The organism is Paraburkholderia phenoliruptrix (assembly GCF_019511605.1).
GTDB lineage: Bacteria > Pseudomonadota > Gammaproteobacteria > Burkholderiales > Burkholderiaceae > Paraburkholderia > Paraburkholderia phenoliruptrix_A.
In genome coordinates this window covers 605661-627379 of sequence record NZ_JAEUAV010000001.1, presented here as the reverse complement: position 1 = coordinate 627379, position 21719 = coordinate 605661, and the positions used below count along the sequence as shown (strand labels likewise).

Annotated in this window: 20 protein-coding genes; 13 read left to right on the top strand and 7 right to left on the bottom strand. The window is 62.7% G+C overall.

Annotated features, from left to right (window positions below):
* Nucleotides 1-37: 37 nt before the first annotated feature.
* The 3 genes from JNB89_RS02690 (at nucleotide 38) to JNB89_RS02680 (ending at nucleotide 2620) form a co-directional block, all read left to right on the top strand.
* Nucleotides 38-1117, top strand: coding sequence for a catalase family peroxidase (locus tag JNB89_RS02690; protein WP_220361142.1), 1080 nt, complete (start codon nucleotides 38-40; stop codon nucleotides 1115-1117).
* A gap of 131 nt (nucleotides 1118-1248) precedes the next feature.
* Entirely contained in the window at nucleotides 1249-2109 is an 861-nt protein-coding gene (locus tag JNB89_RS02685; RefSeq protein ID WP_220361141.1) for an anti-sigma factor family protein, read from the top strand.
* Nucleotides 2110-2293: 184 nt separating this feature from the next.
* On the top strand, nucleotides 2294-2620 hold the full coding sequence (locus JNB89_RS02680; RefSeq protein WP_220361140.1) for a hypothetical protein: 327 nt from the start codon (nucleotides 2294-2296) through the stop codon (nucleotides 2618-2620).
* Between the two features lie 186 nt (nucleotides 2621-2806).
* On the opposite strand, the gene JNB89_RS02675 is transcribed toward JNB89_RS02680, so the two are convergent.
* On the bottom strand, nucleotides 2807-3778 hold the full coding sequence (locus JNB89_RS02675; protein WP_013341646.1) for a LysR family transcriptional regulator: 972 nt from the start codon (nucleotides 3776-3778) through the stop codon (nucleotides 2807-2809).
* Between the two features lie 100 nt (nucleotides 3779-3878).
* Here JNB89_RS02675 and JNB89_RS02670 point away from each other — a divergent pair, with 100 nt between their 5' ends.
* From JNB89_RS02670 to JNB89_RS02645, 6 genes are all read left to right on the top strand, one after another.
* Nucleotides 3879-4958, top strand: a complete 1080-nt coding sequence (locus tag JNB89_RS02670) for an ABC transporter ATP-binding protein (RefSeq protein ID WP_220361139.1) — start codon at nucleotides 3879-3881, stop codon at nucleotides 4956-4958.
* A gap of 66 nt (nucleotides 4959-5024) precedes the next feature.
* Nucleotides 5025-5735, top strand: a complete 711-nt coding sequence (locus JNB89_RS02665) for an HAD-IA family hydrolase (RefSeq protein ID WP_013341644.1) — start codon at nucleotides 5025-5027, stop codon at nucleotides 5733-5735.
* Between the two features lie 4 nt (nucleotides 5736-5739).
* Nucleotides 5740-7089 (top strand): NAD(P)/FAD-dependent oxidoreductase, encoded by a 1350-nt coding sequence (locus tag JNB89_RS02660; protein WP_220361272.1) that lies wholly within the window; start codon nucleotides 5740-5742, stop codon nucleotides 7087-7089.
* Nucleotides 7086-7997 (top strand): ABC transporter permease, encoded by a 912-nt coding sequence (locus JNB89_RS02655; RefSeq protein ID WP_220361138.1) that lies wholly within the window; start codon nucleotides 7086-7088, stop codon nucleotides 7995-7997. The genes JNB89_RS02660 and JNB89_RS02655 overlap by 4 nt, the downstream gene beginning before the upstream one ends.
* On the top strand, nucleotides 7994-8788 hold the full coding sequence (locus tag JNB89_RS02650; protein ID WP_220361137.1) for an ABC transporter permease: 795 nt from the start codon (nucleotides 7994-7996) through the stop codon (nucleotides 8786-8788). The genes JNB89_RS02655 and JNB89_RS02650 overlap by 4 nt, the downstream gene beginning before the upstream one ends.
* A 34-nt stretch (nucleotides 8789-8822) precedes the next feature.
* Complete coding sequence (locus JNB89_RS02645; RefSeq protein WP_220361136.1) at nucleotides 8823-10250, top strand: aldehyde dehydrogenase family protein; 1428 nt, start codon at nucleotides 8823-8825, stop codon at nucleotides 10248-10250.
* On the opposite strand, the gene JNB89_RS02640 is transcribed toward JNB89_RS02645, so the two are convergent.
* The 4 genes from JNB89_RS02640 to JNB89_RS02625 all read right to left on the bottom strand — a co-directional run bounded on the left by JNB89_RS02640 (nucleotide 10238) and on the right by JNB89_RS02625 (nucleotide 15896).
* A complete protein-coding gene (locus JNB89_RS02640) occupies nucleotides 10238-11944 on the bottom strand; it encodes a GMC family oxidoreductase (RefSeq protein WP_220361271.1) in 1707 nt (568 codons plus the stop codon). The genes JNB89_RS02645 and JNB89_RS02640 overlap by 13 nt on opposite strands.
* A gap of 114 nt (nucleotides 11945-12058) precedes the next feature.
* A complete protein-coding gene (locus JNB89_RS02635) occupies nucleotides 12059-13069 on the bottom strand; it encodes an ABC transporter substrate-binding protein (RefSeq protein ID WP_049789956.1) in 1011 nt (336 codons plus the stop codon).
* A 327-nt stretch (nucleotides 13070-13396) separates the two neighbouring features.
* Nucleotides 13397-14704: an MFS transporter gene (locus JNB89_RS02630; RefSeq protein ID WP_222858864.1), complete on the bottom strand. Its 1308-nt coding sequence runs from the start codon at nucleotides 14702-14704 to the stop codon at nucleotides 13397-13399.
* Between the two features lie 70 nt (nucleotides 14705-14774).
* Nucleotides 14775-15896, bottom strand: a complete 1122-nt coding sequence (locus JNB89_RS02625) for a tartrate dehydrogenase (RefSeq protein WP_220361135.1) — start codon at nucleotides 15894-15896, stop codon at nucleotides 14775-14777.
* A gap of 111 nt (nucleotides 15897-16007) precedes the next feature.
* Between JNB89_RS02625 and JNB89_RS02620 the strand changes: the two genes are divergently transcribed.
* The 3 genes from JNB89_RS02620 to JNB89_RS02610 all read left to right on the top strand — a co-directional run bounded on the left by JNB89_RS02620 (nucleotide 16008) and on the right by JNB89_RS02610 (nucleotide 18094).
* Complete coding sequence (locus JNB89_RS02620) at nucleotides 16008-16922, top strand: LysR substrate-binding domain-containing protein (RefSeq protein WP_220361134.1); 915 nt, start codon at nucleotides 16008-16010, stop codon at nucleotides 16920-16922.
* 52 nt (nucleotides 16923-16974) lie between these two features.
* The gene (locus JNB89_RS02615) at nucleotides 16975-17358 is read left to right on the top strand and encodes a VOC family protein (protein WP_220361133.1); all 384 of its coding nucleotides are present in this window, start codon (nucleotides 16975-16977) and stop codon (nucleotides 17356-17358) included.
* 121 nt (nucleotides 17359-17479) lie between these two features.
* Nucleotides 17480-18094, top strand: coding sequence for a pyridoxamine 5'-phosphate oxidase family protein (locus tag JNB89_RS02610; RefSeq protein WP_220361132.1), 615 nt, complete (start codon nucleotides 17480-17482; stop codon nucleotides 18092-18094).
* Between the two features lie 34 nt (nucleotides 18095-18128).
* Here JNB89_RS02610 and JNB89_RS02605 read toward each other — a convergent pair whose 3' ends face one another.
* Together JNB89_RS02605 and JNB89_RS02600 are read right to left on the bottom strand one after the other, a co-directional pair.
* A complete protein-coding gene (locus tag JNB89_RS02605; protein ID WP_220361131.1) occupies nucleotides 18129-19184 on the bottom strand; it encodes a methyltransferase in 1056 nt (351 codons plus the stop codon).
* 227 nt (nucleotides 19185-19411) lie between these two features.
* Nucleotides 19412-20575, bottom strand: coding sequence for a porin (locus JNB89_RS02600; RefSeq protein WP_220361130.1), 1164 nt, complete (start codon nucleotides 20573-20575; stop codon nucleotides 19412-19414).
* Nucleotides 20576-20880: 305 nt separating this feature from the next.
* Here JNB89_RS02600 and JNB89_RS02595 point away from each other — a divergent pair, with 305 nt between their 5' ends.
* Nucleotides 20881-21696 carry a MetQ/NlpA family ABC transporter substrate-binding protein gene (locus tag JNB89_RS02595; protein WP_220361129.1) on the top strand — a complete coding sequence of 272 codons (816 nt, stop codon included), beginning with the start codon at nucleotides 20881-20883 and terminating at the stop codon, nucleotides 21694-21696.
* The last annotated feature ends 23 nt before the right edge of the window (nucleotides 21697-21719 follow it).

The window sequence follows — 21719 nt, the reverse complement described above, 5'->3', positions numbered from 1 at the left end:
CCGCGGTGGACCGAACGCGGCGCCGGCCGCCGAGCGCATGAAGTTCCGACACTCGCGCAATGTGCCGGCGCAATCGCGATCATCGCATCGCGCATTGCGCTGGTTCGCCATATGCGCATTACCGGCGGCGCTCGCCGCGTTGTTTCTTTCGTGCGTGGGCTGGCTTTCTCCACGGCTTGGCGCACGGCGCATCGTCAATGCGTTTGAGGCGACCACGACGCCGCACCCCGGTTTCAGGCGCAATCATGCGAAAGGAATTTGCGTGACCGGGCACTTCGACAGCAACGGAGAAGGTGCGCTGCTGTCGCGTGCCAGCGTGTTTGCAAGAGGGCGGTATCCGGTTGTCGGGCGCTTGTCGATACCCGGCGGCGATCCCGGCGAAGACGACGCCGCCGGCATGGTGCGCAGCCTCGCATTGCGCATCACGCTGCCGCACGCCGAGCAATGGCGTCTTGCGATGAACTCCGCGCCTGTGTTTCCGGTGCGCACACCCGAGGCGTTGCTCGAGCAACTACGAGCGGACGCGCGCGATCCGCGCACTGGCCGCCGCGATCCTGCGAAGATGCGGGCGTTTCTCGACGCTCATCCAGAGGCTCGCGCTTTCAGGCGTTTCATCGAGCAGCATCCGCCGTCGTCCGGCTATGACAACTCAACGTACTACGGCGTTAGCGCATTCCAGACTATCGACGCGCACGGTATCCGGCGCTTCGTGCGGTGGGAAGTCGTGCCCGAGAAGCCCTATCGCGCAGTCTATGCCGGCGATCTGCGCGACCCGGACTTTCTGTTCTACGACCTGTCGAAAAGTCTGCGCAAGGGACCGTTGCGCTGGCATCTGATCCTGAACGTCGCGCTGCCCGGCGACACGATCGACGATTCCACCCGGCAATGGGTGAGCTCGCCGCGCCGCCCTCGAATCGATGTGGGCACGCTCGTGATAGACAGCGCGCAAACGCAGATTGACGGTTCGTGCCGCGATATTGCTTTCGATCCAACGGTTCTGCCCGACGGCATCGCGCCTTCCGCCGACCCGCTGCTTGCCGCACGGTCGGCCGCCTACGCCGTGTCGTTGCAGCGTCGCCTGAGCGAGGAAGCCGCGGCGCGTGCCCGCGCACATTGACGCGCCCCTTGCCTCTGGTGGGAACGCGCCGCCAGTACGGGTATCATAGAAGCCCGCGGCAGCACGCGCTTTCGTGCCTGCCTTGACGCTACACACTCACACAGCCGTTTCTCTCCTTAGCCTATCGTCCAATGAAGCCCGACGACAGCCAACTGATCGCGTATGCCGACGGCGAACTGAGCGCTCGCGAAGCGGAACCGGTCGAGCGTGCTCTGGCGCAATCCGCCGATCTGCGAGAGAGCGTGGCGTTGCTGCAAGCGTCGCGGCTTCCTTATCGCGAAGCGTTCGCGGCGCAGAAGTTGCCGCCGCTGCCGGATGACCTTCGGCGCCGGATAGAGTCGATGGCGCAGGCCGCAGGGCGGCAAGCGTCGAGCGATTTTGCGCCGCAGGAACAGCGTTCGGCGCGCCGTGTGTGGCTTGCCGCCGCTTTCGTGGCGGGCGCTTTCTGTGCTGGCCTGGTTCAGCAGCTTGGCGCATGGCCCGGTGCGTGGGGCGAGCGTGCAGTGTCCACGGCAGCGGTGCAGCCGCGCCCGTGGATTAGCGTCGCTGTGGATTATCAGCGCATGTACACGCGCGAGACGGTCGCGCATGTGGTTCCTGATGGCGCCGCTTCTACTCGAACTGTGGATGCGATTCGCAAGGTCGACGGCATCCGCTTGCGTATGCCTGATTTGCAGGCGGCCGGGCTGTCGTTCAAAACGGTGGAGCGCTTGCGCTACAACGGCAAGCCGCTCGTCCAGATGGTTTATCTTCCCGAGCATGGCATGCCGGTGGCGCTGTGCGTGATGAAAGATTCGCGGCCTGACGAGTCCATCGCACAGCGCGAGATGGACGGCATGAAGGTCGTTTCGTGGCGGCAGAACGAACTGTCCTATGCGCTGATCGGCAAACCCGACTCGGCAGACTTGCCGGCCATCGCGCGGCAGATCTCGAACGGCAATGTCGACGATATGTTCTCCGCGCTCGATGTACGTCGTCCAGCGGTGGGCTGATTTGCGGCTCTGATTTGCGGCCTGGTTTCTGGCTGGGTTCGCGGTTTGGTTCGCGGCTTGGTTCACGGTCTGGTTGCGAGTTTCTTTGCCAACTCCGTTGGCAATCTCCACCGCATCAACGAAACCGATACCGCTCGACCCTGTCAAACCGATGTGACCGACCGATCTGCTCGGAGCCCACATCATGAACCCGTTCCGCGCTACCGCCATTGCCGCCATTGTCGCCACTGCCGCGGTTACCGTCCTGCTGAGCGCCTGTTCCACAGCCTGGCCTCCGTCGGGTGAGGCAACAGCGCGTCAACCTTCAACGAGCACCGTCGAGCAGCGCGCGCTCGCGGCTCAAACTTCCCAGTACGCCGCACCCAAACCGAACCGGCCAACCCTGACCGTTGGCGTCACCGACCCCAACACGCAACTGATTCTCCCCTGGTTCCTCGCGGATACGATCAACGCAATCAACACGCGGCAGTCTTTCGGTGACCTGCTGAACAGGATGAAAGAAGACCTCTAACAGGCCCGACCGAATCACGCGCGGCGCTCAGGACCGAACCCGACGTTCTCGCGCGTCGCTGCGTTGCGAATGCAACAGCAGCGGCTGGCAGACGTTAAAGCATCGAACAACGCAGCCCAAGCATAAAAAAAACAGCGCAAAACAAAACCGCGCAAAACAGCGCAAAACAGCCCCAACCCCGCCGCATCAAACAATAGCCACACCGCACGCCTTGAACGCCCCGCGCAATCCCAACTGCGGATAAGCGGTCTCCAACGTGCGCAGGTCGGCGCGCATTTCTTCGACAATCCAGTCGCGCACGTTCGCCACGATGGGCCGCAAAGGCCGGCTGGGCGGCGATACCAGGCAGCAGCGCCGGTTGGTCACGATGATCTGCTCCTCGGCGGGCACCAGCGCGCGCTGCGAGAGCCAGTGCGAGACCACATTCAGCCAGCCGAGCGCAATGCCCTGGCCGAGCAGCGCGGCCTGCACCACGATCGCGTAGTCGTTGAAACTGAGCATGCCCGCGACGCGTCGGCCGTGCTGCTCGAACGCGCCAAAACGGTGGTGCCAGCCGCGCTCTTCATCGTCCATCACGATGACGGTATCGCCATGCTCGCGGCCCGCCTCGGTTTGCGCCGTTTCCTGGTAGCGTGGGTTGCACACGGGCAGAAGCGTTTCCGGTATCACGAGCACGCTGTTCTCGTCGATCTCGTCCGCGTGCAGAAAGCGCATGCCGAGATCGACGTCGACCAGTGGCCCGCCAATGCGCCCCGAAATAAGCTGAAACCTCAGATCAATCGACGGAAACGCCTGGTTGAGCCGGCCCATGCGCGGCATCAGCCAATGCGTGGTAAAGCCCGTTGACACCGAAAGCGTGACCGATTCGACGCCTGTGGCGCGCGCCTCGATTTCGCGTATCGCGCTTTCTATGCCGTTGAATCCTTCGGATATCTTGCGGTACAGAATGCGCCCGTTTTCGGTCAGCTCGATGCCGCCGCGCACGCGCTCGAAAAGCCGCACCCCGATATGGTCTTCCATGCGCGCGAGCATGCGGCTCACGGCGGGTTGGCTCACATAGAGTTCCTGCGCGGCACGTGTGAAGTTGCCGCAGCGGGCAGCGGCTTCGAAGACGAACAGCGCATTCGCGCTCGGCAGTTTTTTGCGTAGATTCGGCATGACCTGATGTTATGCCTGATCCAACAATTTGGGAATTGCCGCCAAAAAGTTTGAGACCTATATTTTCCCTAACGCAGGCCCTTGAGCGAGAAAGAACGCAATGGACGCAAGAGCGAAAACAGGAGTCTCCATCCGGTCGGCAGGCAAGCGTTATGGTCCGGTGGTCGCGCTGGACGAGGTTTCGCTGGACATCGAGCCCGGTGAATTCGTCTCGCTGCTCGGGCCGTCCGGTTCGGGCAAGACGACGCTGCTCGGCATTCTCGGCGGCTTTGTTCAGCCCAGTTCGGGGTCCGTCTGGGTCGGCGAGCGTGACATTACATTTGCGCCGCCGCACAAACGCAATATCGGCATCGTGTTCCAGAACTACGCGCTGTTTCCGCACATGACGGTCGGCGAGAACGTCGCGTTCCCGTTGCGCGCGCGCCGCGAGCCGAAAGCCGGCTGGGCCAGGAAAGTGGCCGACGCGCTCACAATGGTCGAGCTAAGCGGTTTCGAGGCGCGCAACATCAACCAGCTCTCAGGCGGCCAGCGTCAGCGCGTTGCGCTTGCGAGGGCGATGGTCTTCGAGCCGCAACTCATCTTGATGGACGAGCCGCTCTCGGCGCTCGACAAGCAACTGCGCGAAACCATGCAGATCGAACTGCGGCGACTGCACCGCAAGCTCGGCGCGACGATTGTCTACGTGACGCACGACCAGCGCGAGGCGCTCACCATGAGCGACCGTGTGGCTGTGCTGAAGAACGGCAAGCTGGTGCAGATCGATACGCCGGAGCGTCTGTACGACCGGCCTTGCGACGCGTTCGTCGCGAGCTTCATCGGCGAGGCGACGCTGCTTGACGTGAGCCGCGCCGGCGACGACGCCGTGCGCCTTGGCGACGCGCTGCTGCGCACCGCGCACCCGTTGCCGCGCGGCGAGCGTCTGCTGCTTGCCGTGCAAACCGAAAAGCTCGTGATCGACGGCGGCGCGACCACAACCATGACCACGAACCGGCTGTCGTGCCGCGTGACCGAAGTGCTGTATCAGGGCGAGAGCCTGCGCGTATTTGCTGCGCTGCCCGACGGCACTTCCCTCAGCCTGCGCCAGCCCGGCAATCACGATGCGCGTCGCCGCATTCCATCGCCGGGCGAGCCAATGACCGTAGTGCTCGATCCGCAGGACACCATCGTCGTGCCCGCCTGACTTTTCTCGCTGCCCGCCTTGGGCGTATGTCTTTCGAAACTCGCGCAACCCGCAAAGGATGATGCAATGAAGCTCACCGATTTCAAGGTCCTGACGTTCGATGTCGTCGGCACACTGATCAACTTCGAACAGGGCGTGCTGGCGTCCGTGCGGCGCCTTGGCGGCGCGGCGGCCAAAGACCTCACGGACGATCAGATCTTCGAACCGTACATGCGCGGGCGCGCGAAATACCCGGGCCGTTCGAGCCACGAAATGGCGAACGTCTATCTGTCGCTCGCGAGAGAGCTTGGCTTGCCTGACGACGCGCAGTCCGCCGCCGCGTTTCAGCGCGACGTGCTGGAATGGCCCGCGTTCGACGACTCGGTGCAGGCGCTCAAACGCCTGCGCAAGCATTACCGGCTGGTCGCAATGACGAATGCGGACCGCGTCGCGTTGTCCGCTTACGCGCACACGCTGGGCGATCCGTTCGACGACACCGTGTGCTGCGACGAAACCGGCGTCGCGAAGCCGGACCCGCAGTTCTTCGCCTATAACCGCGGACGTCAGGCTGCGTTCGGCTTCAAGTTCAACGAGATCCTGCATACGGCGCAAAGCCAGTATCACGACATTGGCATTGCGACGAAGCTCGGTTACGCGACCTGCTGGATCGAGCGACGCCAGGGCATGAAGGGCTTCGGCGCGACGCCGGTCCCGGAAGCGGTCACGACGCCCACCTTCCGGTTCGCGACGCTCGGTGCGCTCGCGGACGCCGTCGAAGCCGAAGCGCGCGCCGCCTGACGTCATGCTCGCGCCCGCGATTCGCCACTTCTCGCCGCGCCCGCAGCCCGATTCGTTATGGCGGGCAATGGCCGCGCGTTCGCCGGAAAAGCTCGCGCCGCACAGCATGGGCGCGCCGCTCGCTCGCGATCTCTCGGTCGACGTGGCGGTGATCGGCGCCGGTTACTCGGGCCTCGCGGCTGCGTATGCGCTGCAAAAACGCGGCGTCGACTGCGCGGTGTTCGATGCGAATCCGGTCGGCTGGGGCGCGAGCGGGCGCAATGGCGGCGTGGTGTCGTCGAAATTCCGCTTGTCTTTTCCGTTGATCGACAAGCTGCACGGACTCGACACTGCGAGGCGTATGCACCGGCTCGCGCACGAAGGCGTGCGAGTGGTCGAATCGTTCGTCGAAGAGTTCGGGCTCGAGCGCGCGCAATTCGAACATACGGGCAGCCTGCGTTGCGCGCACACCGAGCGCGCGTTCGCAGCGATTTGCGCGGAAGCCGATTGGGTGCGTACGCAACTAGGCGATACGTCGATGAGCGTGCAGTCGCGCGAGCAGGTGACGCGCGAGACGGGCTCGGCGGGATTCGTCGGCGGTGTGTTGAGTGCCGACGCCGGCACGATCCTGCCGCTCGAATATGTCTACGGTATCGCGCGCGGTCTCACCGCGCGCGGGGTGCCGATATATGAAGCGACGCCGGTTGTCGAGATTACACGTGCTGCGCGTGGCTCGGGCGGCGTGGTGCTGCGAACGCCTGGCGGCACCGTCCATGCGAAGCAGGTGATCGTCGCGACCAACGCGTATTCCGATCTCACGTCAGCCACCGCTGACTATCAGCGCGAGCTCGTGCCGTTTCGCAGCGCGATGATCGCGACGCAGCGTCTGCCCGCGGACCTCGATGCGCGTCTGATGACAGAGCGCCGCAGCTACACCGAAACGCGCCGCATGATGAAGTGGTTCCGCAAGGTGGACGGCCGCATGCTGTTCGGCGGACGCGATGCGTTCGGCAAGGAAGGCCAGGCGACGGGCTTCGACGCATTGCGGCGCGCGATGGTCGCGCTGTTTCCCGATCTTGCCGAGGTTCGCATCGAGTACCAGTGGTCGGGTTATGTCGGCATGACCTTCAATGCTTTGCCGCATGTTGGCCGAAGCGACGATGTCACGACATTTTGTCTCGGCTATAACGGAGCCGGTGTGGCGATGGCGAGCCTGATCGGTCAGCATGCCGCGGCGCTTGCACTCGGCGAAACGCCGGAGCTGGCGCTGCTCGGTCAGCAAGGCTTGCGGCCCGTGCCGTTTCATTCGCTGCGTGCGCCTGGTGTTCGCATGGTCGCCGCGTGGTATCAGTTTCTCGACGCCGTGGGTGCATGATGACGACAGCCAAACGGATTTTTCAGGAACCTACCTTGATGCAGACAGCCGCGCTGGACCCGTCGGTGCGCCATCAGCAACGCGAAGATCGCGCGATGCTGCTGTTGCTCGCGCCGGCGCTCTTCGTCGTCGTAGTGCTGCTGGTGGTGCCGCTTGCGTGGCTGTCGTGGCAGTCGGTCTGGCATGACGGCGGCTTTACGTTCGTCAACTACCAGCGCATTTTCACCGGCGCCTATCTCGACACCTTCCTGCTCACGTTCAAGCTCAGCGCGATTGTGACCGGCATGACGCTGCTGCTCGGGTATCCGGTCGCGTACTTTGCGGCCTCTGTTTCGCCGCGCTGGAGTGCGCTGATACTCGGCATGGTGATTCTGCCGTTCTGGACCAGTGTGCTGGTGCGAACCTACGCGTGGCTGGTGCTATTGCAACGCACCGGGCTCATCAACAAGGCGCTGCTCGAAATGGGCCTGGTGGATCGACCCGTGCAACTCGCCTATAACCAGTTCGGCACTGTCCTCGCGATGGTGCATATCCTGCTGCCGTTCATGGTGCTGCCGCTTTATTCGGCGATGCAAAAGATCCCGCCGAATCTCTCGCAGGCCGGCGCGAGTCTCGGCGGTTCGCCGTGGCACGTCTTCTGGCGCGTGTTTCTGCCGCTTTCCTTGAGCGGCGTGGTGGCGGGCGTCACGCTGGTCTTCGTGCTGTGCCTCGGTTTTTACATCACGCCTGAGCTGATGGGCGGAGGCAAGTCGATCATGGTCTCGATGGTGGTGAGCCGCAATGTCGAGATCTATAACAGTTGGGGAGCGGCGAGCGCGGTGAGTGTCGTGTTGCTCGTGTGCGTGTTCGCGATCTTCTATGCCGCGAGCCGCGTGATTCCCCTCGAAAAGACCTTGGGTGCGAAATGAACAGGATTCCGTTCGGCAGGGTCGTGCTCGGCGCATTCGTCGTGCTGATCCTCGTGTTCCTGATGCTGCCGGTGCTGATCGTCGTGCCGCTGTCGTTTTCGGATACCCGCTTCATGACGTTCCCGCCGCCCGCGTATTCGCTGCGCTGGTATCACGCGTTCTTCGACAATCCCGCATGGATCGAGGCAGCGCGCGTGACGCTCACCGCATCCGTTTGCGCGGCGCTGCTCGCCACGCCGCTCGGCGTTGCTGCGGCCTACGCTATCCAGCACGGCACGCATTGGTCCATGCGCTATCTGCGCACGCTGCTGATGTTGCCGCTGATGGTGCCCATTATCATCGTCGCGGTGGGCGTGTTTTTCGTTTTCACGCAGGCCGGTTATGTGAATACACTGGGCGGGCTGATTGTTGCCGATACGATGCTGGGCCTGCCCTATGTACTGATTTCCGTGGGCGCGGACTTGCGCACGTTCGACCGCGCGCAGGAGATGGTCGCGCGCAGCCTCGGCATGAATCGCCTGCGCAGCTTTTTGACGGTGACGCTGCCGCAGATCAAGGCGAGCGTGATCTCCGGCGCGGTGTTCGTGTTCATTCAGGCACTGGACGAAACCGTGGTGGCGCTCTTCATTTCCGGCGGCACGAATCAGACGCTCACGCGCCGCATGTTCGTCACGCTGCGCGACGAGATCGATCCGACCATTGCCGCAATCAGCACGATGCTGACTGCGCTGACCTTGTGCCTCGTGATGATCGTGGTCGTGAGCCGGCGTTCGGCGAGCGCGCGGGCGTAGGCTGTTTTTTTGATTCCACTCGATCGGGAAGCGGATGTCGAATGCACTGAAGTTTTATATCGATGGCGCATGGGTGGCACCTTCGGGCGATGCGCGCCTCGCCGTGGTCGATCCCTGCACGGAAGAAGCGTTCGCTGAAATCGCACTAGGCAATGCAGACGACGTGGAGCGCGCGGTGGCTGCCGCGAGGCGCGCGTTCGCGTCGTTTTCGTCGACGCAGCCTGCGGAGCGCGTCGCACTGGTACGCCGCATACTCGATGCGTATATGGCCCGCTATGACGAAATGGCGGAGACCATCTCACGGGAAATCGGCGCGCCGAAGAAACTTTCGCATGCGTGGCAGGCGGCGCTCGGCAAGCGTCATCTGGAAGAACTGCTGGTCACCTGCGAGCGCTTCGCATGGCAGCGCAAGAAGGGCACGACGCTCATCAATCACGAGCCCGTGGGCGTGGTCGCGCTCATTACGCCCTGGAACTGGCCGATCAATCAGATTGTGTGCAAGGTGGCGCCTGCGCTTGCCGCCGGCTGCACGATGGTGCTCAAGCCGAGCGAGGTGTCGCCGCTTAACGCCGTGCTGTTCGCCGAGATTCTGGACGCGGCCGGTGTGCCGCGAGGCGTATTCAACCTCGTCAATGGCGACGGTCCGACTGTAGGCGCCGCGCTGTGCAGTCATCCGGACGTCGACATGGTGTCGTTCACCGGATCGACGCGCGCGGGCGTGGAAATCGCGAGGCTCGCCGCGCCGACCGTGAAGCGCGTGCATCAGGAACTGGGCGGCAAGTCCGCAAACATTCTTCTCGACGATGTGGACCTGGAAGCCGCCGTGACCTCCGGCGTGAACTCCTGCTTTAGCAACAGCGGTCAGTCATGCAACGCTCCCACGCGCATGCTGGTGCCCGCGGCGAGGCACGACGAAGCGGTGCGCATCGCGCAGCGCGCGGCAGCCGCACAGCGTGTCGGCCCTGCGCAGGACGACGAAACCACCATGGGCCCGGTAGTCAGCGACGTGCAATATGCGCGCGTGCAACGGCTGATCCGAAAGGGCATCGAGGAAGGCGCGCGGCTCGTGGCGGGCGGCCCCGGACGTCCGGACGGCCTTGCGCGCGGCTACTACGTGCGGCCCACGGTGTTCGCGAACGTCGACCCTTCGATGACGATTGCGCGCGAAGAGATCTTTGGCCCTGTGCTTGCCATCATGCCCTACCGCGACGAGGAAGACGCTATTGCGATTGCCAACGATACGCCGTTCGGCCTTGCCGCTTATGTTCAATCCGCTGACCTTGACCGCGCGCGGCGCGTCGCATTGCGCTTGCGCGCGGGCAGCGTGTATTTGAACTATCCGGCCTGGGACGCGGGCTCGCCGTTCGGCGGCTACAAGCAATCCGGCAATGGCCGCGAGTATGGCGAGTGGGGGCTCGAAGCGTTTCTGGAAGTGAAGGGTATCGTGGGTTATGGGGAGTAGGGCGCAGGCTGTACGCCCCGCAGCAGATCCGCAATACGCTCGGCGATCATGATGGTGGGCACGTTGGTGTTCGCGCATGGAATGGACGGCATGAGCGACGCGTCGCAAACATGCAATCCTTCCACGCCATAGACCGCACCGCGACTGTCCGTGACCGCGAGCGGATCGCCGCTAGCGCCCATCCGGCATGTTCCCGAGGGATGCCACGTGCCGCCCACCGAACGCGTGACGAATTGCGTGAGCGCGGCATCGTCGGCGAGCAGTTCGTCGAGCGTCACGCCTTGCGTGACCACGCGCCGCACCAGCCATGCCCGCAGCGGGCCCGCCATGTCCAGCAGCGCAGCGAGCGTGCCGCGCTGCAACGCGTTCCATGCGCCAGGCACGGCCACGGCTGCCACGCGCGGAGAATAGCTCGATGGGAACAGCGTGCCGCGATGCGCCGCCATCGACGGTGCGGCGAGTGTCCTCGCGCCAAAGCGCAGCGCGAGCTTCAGCCGTTCGAGATCGCGGGTATCGGAGAGCATCGCAAAGTCGACGTCCGGTTCGTCAAATATGTTAGCCGACTTGAGCTTCAGGTGTCCCCGCGAGTAGGACTTATTGACCCAGAAGAACATCGTGCCGAGACGGTAGCCTACCGAATGCCAGCCCGAGCGCGACAGTATCGCGCCGTGCATGTCGCCTGGCACGGTGCCGGCCACGCCCGAAGAAAAGCGCACGATTGCCTGCTCGTGGTGCTCGTCGGGAAATGGTGTGCGCGCGGCGCGCGGCAGATAGGCCGACACTGCAATTGACGGATGCTCCATCAGATTGCGGCCCACGCCGGGCCGATGCGCGATCGGTTCAATGCCCAAGGCGGCGAGGTCATCGGCCGGGCCAATGCCGCTTCTGAGCAGCAGCGCGGGAGAGTGGATCGCGCCCGAGCAGACGATCACGCAGCGGGCCTGCAAGTCATCATGCGTACCGTCGGATCGAATCAAGCGCGCGCCCGTTGCGCGCTGCTTGTCGAACAGAATGCGCTCTGCGGCCTGGCCGGTGCGAATCGTCAGGTTGGGCCTTGCTCGCACTGCGTCGTCGAGATAACACACTGAGGTTGGAATGCGTTCGCCGTTGGCGCTCACCGCAATGGAGCCGATAAAGCTGCCGTCTTCCCAAGGGCCGTTCTGGTCCGCACGCAACGGATACTCGTGCTTCAAAGCATCGAGCACACTCTTCACGAACGGCGAAATGCGCGGCCATGCTGTTCGCTGGATGCGCAGCGGGCCGTGCGTGCCATGCAGGCCGCCGTTGCCGGACTCGCCAAAGTCGCGGTCCGTTTCCAGCTTGCGGAAGTAGGGCAGACACGCTTGCCAGTTCCAGCCTTGCGCGCCGAGAGTTTGCCACTCGTCGTAGTCGGCAGGCGCGCCGCGATTGGCCATCAACGCGTTGATCGCCGAGCCGCCGCCCAGCAGGCGCGCCTGTTCGTAGCGGCGCAGTGCGGCCGGCGCGCTCATGCGTGCCTTCAGCTGTTGCCAGATGTTGGCGGTGTCCAGGTACGCACGCCCGGGGTAGCGGCTGCGAATCTCGGCGGGCATGGTCGCCTGCGAGATGTCGCGGCCCGCCTCGACGAGACATACGGTGTTGCCGGCGTCTTCGGAAAGACGCGAGGCCAGCACGCAACCGGCCGAGCCGCCGCCGAGAATCAGATAATCGATCACGTTCGAGAGATGGAAACGGCGCGCGCTACGCCACCACACGCAAGCCCGAAAATGCAGAACGCCCGCGATGAACCGTCTTCCCGCGGGCGCGTCGATTGCGGATGAGAAACCGCGTCACTGCATGAACTTCAGCCAGCGCGCTTTGGCCTGGATGCCGGCGTCGGATGCCCACCAGTCTTCCGACATCAATGCCTGCTTCGCGGCATTTTCGGGCGAGCTTGGCAGTTCGCTTGCGCGCTTGGGCGTGATCTTGCCGGTCTTGAAGGCAGCCGGATTGCCCGGACCGTAGTCGATATAAAGCGGCAGGTTGGCCTGCAGTTCGGGCGAGATCGCGGCGTTCAGGAAGCGCACCGCGTCGTTCAGATTCGGTGCGTTCTTCAGCACGCACAGCTGCGTGTTCTGCAGAATGCCGTCGTTGAACGTGAAATCGACATCGGGGTTGTCCTTGCGCACTGCGCTCGCGCGGCCATTCCAGATCATCGTCATGTCCACTTCGCCGTCATGCAGCAATTGCGCGGACTGGCCGCCCGAAGTCCACCACACCGTAATGTCAGGCTTGATCTGCTGCAGCTTCTTGAAGGCGCGGTCCACGTCGAGCGGGTAGAGCTTGTCGCGCGGCACGCCGTCGGCCAGCAGTGCCGCTTCCAGCACCGTTTGCGGATCGTTGCGCAGTGCGCGCGTGCCGGGGAAAGCCTTTACGTTCCAGAAGTCGGCCCAGCTTTGCGGCGTCTTCTTCAACGTCTTTTTGTTGTAGCCGATTACCGTCGAGTAGAACTCATACGCGACCGAATACGGCGTGCGGTACTTTTCCGGCATCGCGGCGGCGTTGGGTATCTTCGAGAAGTCCAGCTTCTCGAGCAGACCTTCGCGGCCGCCTCGCAGACAGTTCGAGGTAGGGGTGTCCACCACGTCCCAGATCGGCTTGCCGGTCGCGGCCTGCGCCTTGATTTGCGGCCACGCGTCCGGAATGCTGTCCTGATTGATGGTGATGCCCAGCTCCTTCGCTGCCGGGTCGAGGATGGCTTTGGTCTGGGCTTCCTGATACGTGCCGCCTTGCGACACGAAAGTGATTTTTCCCGCGGCAAAAGCGGGTGCCATGCTCACGACGCTCAACACCAGAGTCATGGCTAACGGGCGCAACCTTGGCATGCTGATCACGACTTCTCCTCGATACGGTTGAAGCGAAAAGACATCCTCCAGGTCGGCGCTCCCGCCGCTGCGGCTTGCGACCGAAGCGACAAGGAGTGCGGGCTTGAATGGAAATATAGTGAGCCAATTTCGCTGGAGCAACGCCGCAATTGTTGGAGTGGTCATGACATGGTGTTATGTCAGACCCTTGCGTGGCAGTATGCATGACGGGGAGAGCATCCTCCCGTTTGACCGACACTGCGTTGCATACAGCGTTGGGTGCCACGGCGGAAGATCCTGTTGCCAGATGAAGCGCGTGCCTCTTCAGTGGCCGTGCCGTTGGCCCGCCGCGACGGGCCGCTCTTTCGATTGCCGGCTCAGCATCAGCGTGACGACGGCGGACACGGCCAGCGTCGCGCCGACCACATAGAGGCCCGCCGAATAGCCGCCCGTCACGTTCTTCAGCCAGCCGATTGCGAACGGACCGACAAAGCCGCCGAGATTGCCGATCGAATTGATCATCGCGATTCCCGCTGCCGCCCCCGCGCCCGACAGGAACATGCTCGGCATCGCCCACAACGGCGCTTTGGCTGCGCTAATGCCGACGTTCACGACCACGAGCGCAAGCACGATCATCAGCGCAGTGGCCGCGTTACCGGCGAACACAAAGCCGAGGCAGGCCAGCACGCAGGGAATCACGACATGCCAGGTGCGCTCTTCGGTGCGGTCCGAGTGCTTCGCCCACAAAATCATCACGACTACTGCGACGATGCTCGGTATGCCCGCCAGCAAGCCCGTCTGAAACGCGTCGAAGCCGTACTGCTTGATGATGAGCGGCGCCCACAAGCCAAGCGTGTACAAGCCCGCGGAAGTGCCGAAGTAAATCAGCGCCAACGCCAGAACGCGCGGATCGCGCAGCGCGCTCAACGCGCCCGCAGTGTGGCCCGCATGCGACTGCCGCGCGTCGGCTTCGGTTTTCAGCTTCGCGATCAGCCATTCGCGTTCCTCAGGCGCGAGCCATTGGGCTTGCGACGGCGTGTCGGTCAGGTATTTGATTACAAAGAAGCCGAGGATTACCGCCGGCAGTGCCTCCAGAATGTAGAGCATCTGCCAGTCCGCGAGACCCGCAACCGACGGCAGCTTCATGATCGCGCCGGAAATGGGCGAGCCGATGGCGGTGGAGATGGGCGCGGCGGCCATGAACCACGCGGCGGCGACGGCGCGCTGACGGGTTGGAAACCACAAGCTCAGATACAGGATGATGCCGGGGAAAAAGCCCGCTTCAGCCACGCCGAGCAGAAAGCGCAGCGCATAGAAGCTGTTCGGCCCGACGACGAATGCCGACGCCAGCGAGACGATGCCCCACGACACCATCACGCGGGCAATCCAGCGGCGCGCGCCGACCTTGTGAAGAATGAGGTTCGACGGCACCTCGAACAGAAAGTAGCCGATGAAAAAGAGGCCGCCGCCAAGTCCGAACGCGGCTGGCGACAGGCCAATGGCCTTGTTCATCGTGAGCGCGGCGAAGCCCACGTTGACACGGTCCAGAAAGCTCACGAAATACAACAGCATCACGAACGGGATGATCCGCAGCATCAGCTTGCGGGACACCCGGGTTTCGAGGTCCGTCATGATTGTCTCCTCCTCTGGAGGCTCGAGCGTTTTGCTCTTGTGAATGCGGCAGAGTGCGAAGCTGCGCCGCTTACGCGGCGTTGCCGAAGGGCATTCCTTTCGATGCATTCGCGCTATTCGAGGCGGCTTGTTCGATAAACGCGCAAACCGCGGCGGTCACTTGTGCCGTGGTCGCCGTGCCGCCCAGGTCGCCGGTATGCAGCGATTTATCGGCGGTCACGGCTTCCACTGCCTGCATCACGCGGTTCGCCGCATCGAGTTCGCCGAGATGCTCGAGCAGCATCACGACCGACCAGAACGTGCCCACCGGGTTCGCGAGTCCCTTGCCCATGATGTCGAATGCGGAGCCGTGGATCGGTTCGAACATCGAAGGAAAGCGCCGTTCCGGGTCGATATTGCCGGTCGGCGCAATGCCGAGGCTGCCGGCGAGCGCGGCGGCCAGATCGCTGAGAATATCCGCATGCAGATTGGTCGCGACGATGGTGTCGAGGCTCGCGGGACGATTGATCATCCGCGCGGTCGACGCGTCCACCAGTTCCTTGTCCCATGTAACGTCGGGGAATTCCTTCGAGACCTGGAGTGCGATTTCGTCCCACATTACCATGGCGTGCCGTTGTGCGTTGCTCTTGGTGATCACGGTCAGCAGCTTGCGTGGACGGGATTGCGCGAGCCGGAACGCAAAGCGCATGATGCGTTCGACCCCGGCGCGGGTCATGATCGACACGTCCGTTGCGGCTTCAATCGGATGGCCCTGGTGAACGCGGCCGCCCACGCCGGAGTACTCGCCCTCCGAGTTCTCGCGCACGATCACCCAGTTCAGATCTTCGGGCTTGCAGCGCTTTAACGGTGCGTCGATGCCAGGCAGGATGCGTGTGGGGCGGACGTTCGCGTACTGGTCGAAACCCTGGCAGATTTTCAGACGAAGACCCCACAGCGTGACGTGATCGGCAATGTGCGGATCGCCTGCGGAGCCGAACAGAATCGCGTCCTTGTCGCGGATCGCATCGAGTCCGTCGGCCGGCATCATCACGCCGTGCTTGCGGTAATAGTCGCCGCCCCAGTCGAAGTTCTCGAATTCGAATGCGAACGACTTCGTTGTTTTCGCCAGCGCTTCGAGAACCTGGGCGCCGGCCGGTACGACCTCTTTGCCGATGCCGTCGCCGGGAATGGTTGCAATGCGATAGGTCTTCATGCTGCGTCTCCGGGGAAATATTGTGCGATTGCGACGACTGTACGCAGATCTGCGCGCAAAAACCGGTGCTAGACTCAAAGCATCTTTAACTTCAATTCATAAGTGCAGCCCATGCCAGATACCGTCCAGCCAGCCGATCTGAGCTTTTTCTCGACGCTAGCGGCATCTGGCAGCCTGAGTGCGGCGGCGCGCGAACTCGGTTTGACGGCGGCGGCCGTCAGCAAGCGGCTCACTCAGATGGAAAGCCGCGCGGGTGTCGCGCTCGTCAACCGGACGACGCGCCGCATGATGCTCACGCCCGAAGGCGAGTTATATCTGCAGCATGCGCGCAGGATTCTCGACGAGATCGACGAACTCGCCGAGTTGCTCGGTTCGGCGAAGAAGAGTCCGAAGGGACTGCTGCGCGTGAATGCCACGCTCGGCTTCGGGCGCAGCCACGTCGGGCCCGCCATTTCGCGTTTTGTCGCGAAGTTTCCGCAGGTATCGGTGCAGCTTCAGTTGTCGGTCACGCCGCCGCCGCTCACAGACGATACGTTCGACGTCTGCATCCGTTTTGGCGAGCCGCCCGATACGCGCGTAATCGCGCGGCGCCTCGCGGGCAACCGGCGTTTGTTGTGCGCGGCGCCTTCATACATCGCTTCGCACGGCATGCCGGTGACGCCGCACGATCTCACGCGGCACAACTGCATCGGCATCCGTCAGGGCGACGAGGCATATGGCGTGTGGCGCCTGACATCGGGCAAAGGTGCGTCGCAGAAGACCGAAGCGGTGCGCATCAAGGGCACGCTGACCACGAACGACGGCGAAATAGCAGTGAAGTGGGCGCTCGAAGGGCACGGCATTCTGCTGCGCGCGGAGTGGGACATCAAACACTACTTGGCCGATGGCTCGCTCGTGGTCGTGCTGCCCGGTTATGACACGCCGAACGCGGACATCTTCGCCGTTTACTCGCAACGGCATCAGATGTCGAACCGCATTCGCGCGTTCGTGGATTTTGTCGCGCGGGACCTGGCGGAGGTGGGGTGACCCGCAATCGCCTGTATTGATTGGGGAAGTACTACTGCATGGAGGCGCAATTGTGAACGTGCAACTGAACCATACTATTGTCTGGTGCCGCGACAAGCGGGCGTCGACCCGGTTTCTTCTGGATATTCTCGATCTGCCGGCTCCCGTTCCATTCGGAGAAATGCTGATCGTGCAAATGGCCAATGACGTGTCGCTGGATTTCTTCAATAGCGATGAACCGATTTCCTCGCAGCACTATGCGTTTCTGATGAGCGACGAAGAATTCGAGCGGGCCTTTGCGCGGATTCGCGAGCGAGGCATTTCGTATTGGGCCGACCCCGGCAAACAACGCGCGGGCGAAACGTATTTGCACAACGGCGGCCGGGGACTTTACTTCGACGATCCGGACGGTCACTTGCTCGAGTTGATGACGCGGCCTTATGCAGTGGGCGGCTAGCTTTGCCGCAGCGGGCAGAATCTGCGCGATTCCAGCGCAAAGCGACCAGGCGAACCACGAGTGCGCTGCTTATACTGCATGTTCCAATTTGATCAACCGTTTCCAGGCAAGAGCGTGGACCATGACATTCACGGTGAAAAGCGTAGAGCAACTGGAGCAGATTTACGGCGAGCCGCACGAGCGCGCGGTGTGGAAAGAAATTGACTGCCTCAATAGCGACTATCAGGCATTCGTGCGCGCGTCGCCTTTCGCGGTGCTGTCTTCCGTGGGCCCGGGCGGCACGGATTGTTCGCCGAAAGGCGATGCGGCCGGCTTCGTTCAGGTACTGGACGAGCGCACGTTAGCATTGCCGGACAGGCCGGGGAATAACCGCATCGACAGTTTGAAGAACATTGTGACCGATCCGCGGGTTTCTCTGCTGTTCCTGGTGCCGGGCGTCGGCGAGACCTTGCGGGTAAATGGGCGCGCCGAAATCTCCATCGCCCCCGAACTGCTCGAGCGGTTTGAAGTCCGCGGAAGATTGCCGCGTACGGTGCTCATCGTGCATGTCGAGGCGGCATATTTTCACTGCTCGAAGGCACTGGTGCGCTCCGCGCTATGGGACCCGCAAAAGCACGTCGACCGCGCGAGTTTGCCGAGCGCAGGCGACATGCACCGGCGACTGAGCGGAGGCACGTTCGACGGCGCGCAGTACGATCAGGATGCGCCGGAAAGAGTGATGAAGGGGCTTTATTGAGTGCGTTAGCAAGCAAATTCGCCCGAGGCCGGCTTCACTTGACTCCGACAACCATCGAATCCGGGCCCGCCAGATGCTCTACCCGTATTTCTGCGAAACCCGTCTGCCTCATCCATTCGCGGCATTGCGCGCCGGTGTAATCAAACCCGCCCGGTGTTTCTATCAGCATGTTCAGGCTCATTAGCAAGCCGAACGCGTTGCTGCGGCGTTCGTCGTCGATGATCGCGTCGTAGACCACGAGCGAGCCTCCTGGCGGCAACGCAGCATGGCACTTCGACAAGAGTTCGAGTTTTTGCGGCAGCGGCCAGTCGTGAAGAATATGGCCCATGATGAGCACGTCCGCCGAAGGACACGGGTCCTTGAAGAAATCGCCGGGATAAAACTGCAGGCGGTCCGAAAGTCCGTGCGCGGCTACATATTCGTTGAACACGGGACCCACCAGCGGCAGGTCGAAGCCGCCGCCGCTCAAGTGGGGATGGGCCAATGCAACCTGCACCGGCAACGCGCCTTGCGCGGTCCCGATGTCGATGAACGATCGGTACTCGCTCCACGGGAAACGCTGGGCGATGGCACGCGCGGCGCCGAGGCTCACGCCGCTCATTGCGCGCAGGAAACCGCGCAGCGACGCCTCGTCGCGGTAGATAGCGTCGAACAGATTTCCGCCGCTCTTTGCTTCGTTTTGCGGCAAGCCGGTGCGCAACGCTTCCGTCAGCGAGCCCCAGAAGGGATAGAGCCGCGCATTCGCCATTTCGAGCAGGCCGCCGACATATGAGGGCTTGGCCTTGTCGAGGAACAGATCCGCATCCGGCGTATTGCTATAGGTGCCGTCGTGCCGTTCGAGCACCGATAGCGCAACGAGCGCGTCGAGAAAATCCAGTGCGGAGCGAGCGTGCAGCCCCAGCGATTCGGTAAGCGCCGCCGCGCTACGCGGACCGCTTGCGAGTTGCGTGAAAACGCCCAGTTCGACGGCGGACAACAACGTTTTCGAACCCCAGAACGCCATGCCCAGGTGCAGCAGCCTTTCGGGCGAAGGAGGCTCTACATTGTCTGCGGGCGAGGCTGCGGAAGAAGTCTCTGGCTCACGTTCCATACGGCCTCCCGGCGGGACCAAATGACAAAACGGCGAGCAGGTCTGCGCGTTGTGAATGACAAGGTAGAGTCGCCACCAGGCGCGGTCAAGGCTGATTTCCGCGTGATTCTGTGCGCCGCCGCACAGATCGCAAATAAAAAATGCCCCTGCAAAGCAGGGGCATTTGTACATGTCGCGCTGTCTACGTCAGCAACCCTCGCGGGTTCCGAGCGCCGCGTTTAGAGCGTTTAGAACTTGTGGCGAACGCCCACGCGGAACGCCAGCTGATTGTCCGCGCCGGTGCCCGACGTGTTGAAGTAGCTGGTGCTCGAACCGATCTGCGCCTGCAGATCCTGCGTGCCGTTGCGGCCTGCCGCGATCTGATAGATGCCCAGCGCGTACACGTCGGTACGCTTGCTCAGCGCATAGTCGACGCTCAGGTCGACCTGGTTCCAATGGCCGCGGTTGGCGTTGCTCAGGTGCATGTAGGTGTAGCCTGCGCCTGCCGTCAGCGCCGGCGTGAACGCGTACTTGGCGCCCGCTTCATACGCAGCGAACGTGGTCGCGCCGCCCGTGATCGGCGCAAGGCGCGTGTTCGTGTACAACGCCCACAGCGTGGCCGCTGCAATCGTGTAACGGCCGCCCACGCCGAACGTGCGCAGATCGCGGATGTTGCCCGTCGTCACGTTCGCGATGGTCGTCGAGAATGCGGGAGTCGCCTGGCTCGGGTAGTGGATGTCCGTGTATGCCGCGCCCACGCCGAACGGGCCGTTCGCGTAGTTCAAACCAAAGCTGTAGGCACGCGAGGAGCCCGCGACCGGCGCTGCGGTCGTGCCCGATGCCGGCGCGCCTGCGAATGCGCCCGCCTGGTTCGAGAAGCCGTACATTGCGCCGAAAGTCAGGCCCGCGAAATTCGCGCTGCTGAACTTGACCGAATTGTTGATACGGCTCGACGTCAACTGGTCGATGTCGTTGATGTGATAGGCGTAGTTGCCAGCAACGGTTTGGCCGCCGGTGGAGTACGCGCCGCCGAGGTAATCGGTCGAGAACGAGTATTGACGGCCGAACGTCAGTGAGCCGACGTTGTTCTGCGACAGACCGACATACGCCTGACGACCGAACAGCGCGCCGCCCTGGCCGAGCGTGCCGCTACCGCTGTTGAAGCCGTTTTCCAGCACGAACAGCGCCTTCAGGCCATTGCCCAGATCTTCCGAGCCGCGCAGGCCCCAACGGCTGCCTTGAGCAACGCCGTCGTCGTATTTGAAGAGATTGTCGTGACCAGTGCTGGTCTTCGAGTTGTTGACGTAGCTGATACCGGCGTCGATCACGCCGTACAGCGTGACGCTGCTTTGTGCATGTGCTGCGCTTGCGAAGACTGCGAGGGTAGCGGCGGTCAGTAGTTTCTTGTTCAAGACGTTCTCCGATTAAAAATTAAGCGATCGCGGCGCCGCACTCTTTGGTAAGGTCGCGCGATGGCCGGAAATTTAAGGGAACGCTGGGTAAGGCATATGACAGGCGCATTCATTTTTGGATGTGTCGCGCATACGCCACAGTTCAGTCAATGCGGCGAAACATTGCACCGCATTGAGCGCGGCCATGCGTGCATAAGCTTTCTCTGCTTCGCCGATATAAGCGTGTGAAAAACGATTGGTTTTAGAGCGCAGCCGCCACGTGCGACGATGCGCGCCTGTCAATCCAACCGCTTATGGGGAAATGCATGCAACGCCGGATCATCATCAGGAATCTGCTTACCGTGGCGAGCGCTGCCGCTTTTTCGTTGACGACAACGTTTGCGCATGCGGACGGCAAGCAGCTCAAGGTCGGCACGATGAGCGGCCCCGACGCGCAAATCTGGTCGGTCGTGACAAAGGTGGCGGCGCGCGAAGGGCTGAACCTCAAAGTGATCGAATTCAACGACTATGTGCAGCCGAACGCCGCATTGGATGCCGGCGATCTCGACGCCAACGGCTTTCAGCATCAGCCGTTTCTCGATAGCCAGATCAAGCAGCGCGGCTACAAGATCGTCAATGTGGGGCTGACGTATGTGTCGCCGATGGGCTTCTATTCGAAGAAACTCAAATCGCTGAAAGATCTGCCGGAGGGCGCGAAGGTCGGCATTCAGAACGATCCCTCGAACGGAAATCGCGCGTTGCTGCTGCTGCAGAAGTATGGCGTGATCCGGCTGAAGCCGGGCGTCGGCACGAATGGCGTCAACGCGACTCCGCTCGACGTGGCCGAAAATCCGAAGAAGATCAAACTGGTCGAACTGGACGCCGCGCAATTGCCGCGTGCGCTGAGTGATCTGGCTGCGGCATCCATCAATACCGACTATGCGGTGAAGGCGGGACTGCAGCCGACTAAAGACGCGATTGCAATCGAAGACCTGAAAGGGCCTTACGCGAACCTGATCGCCGTGCGCGACCAGGACCGCAATCAGCCGTGGGTGAAGAAACTCGTCGCTGCGTACGAGTCCGACGAAGTGCGCAAGTTCATCGACACGGAGTTCAAGGGCGCGATTGTTCCTGCTTTCTGATGCTTCGCTTTGACGCCTCGTTA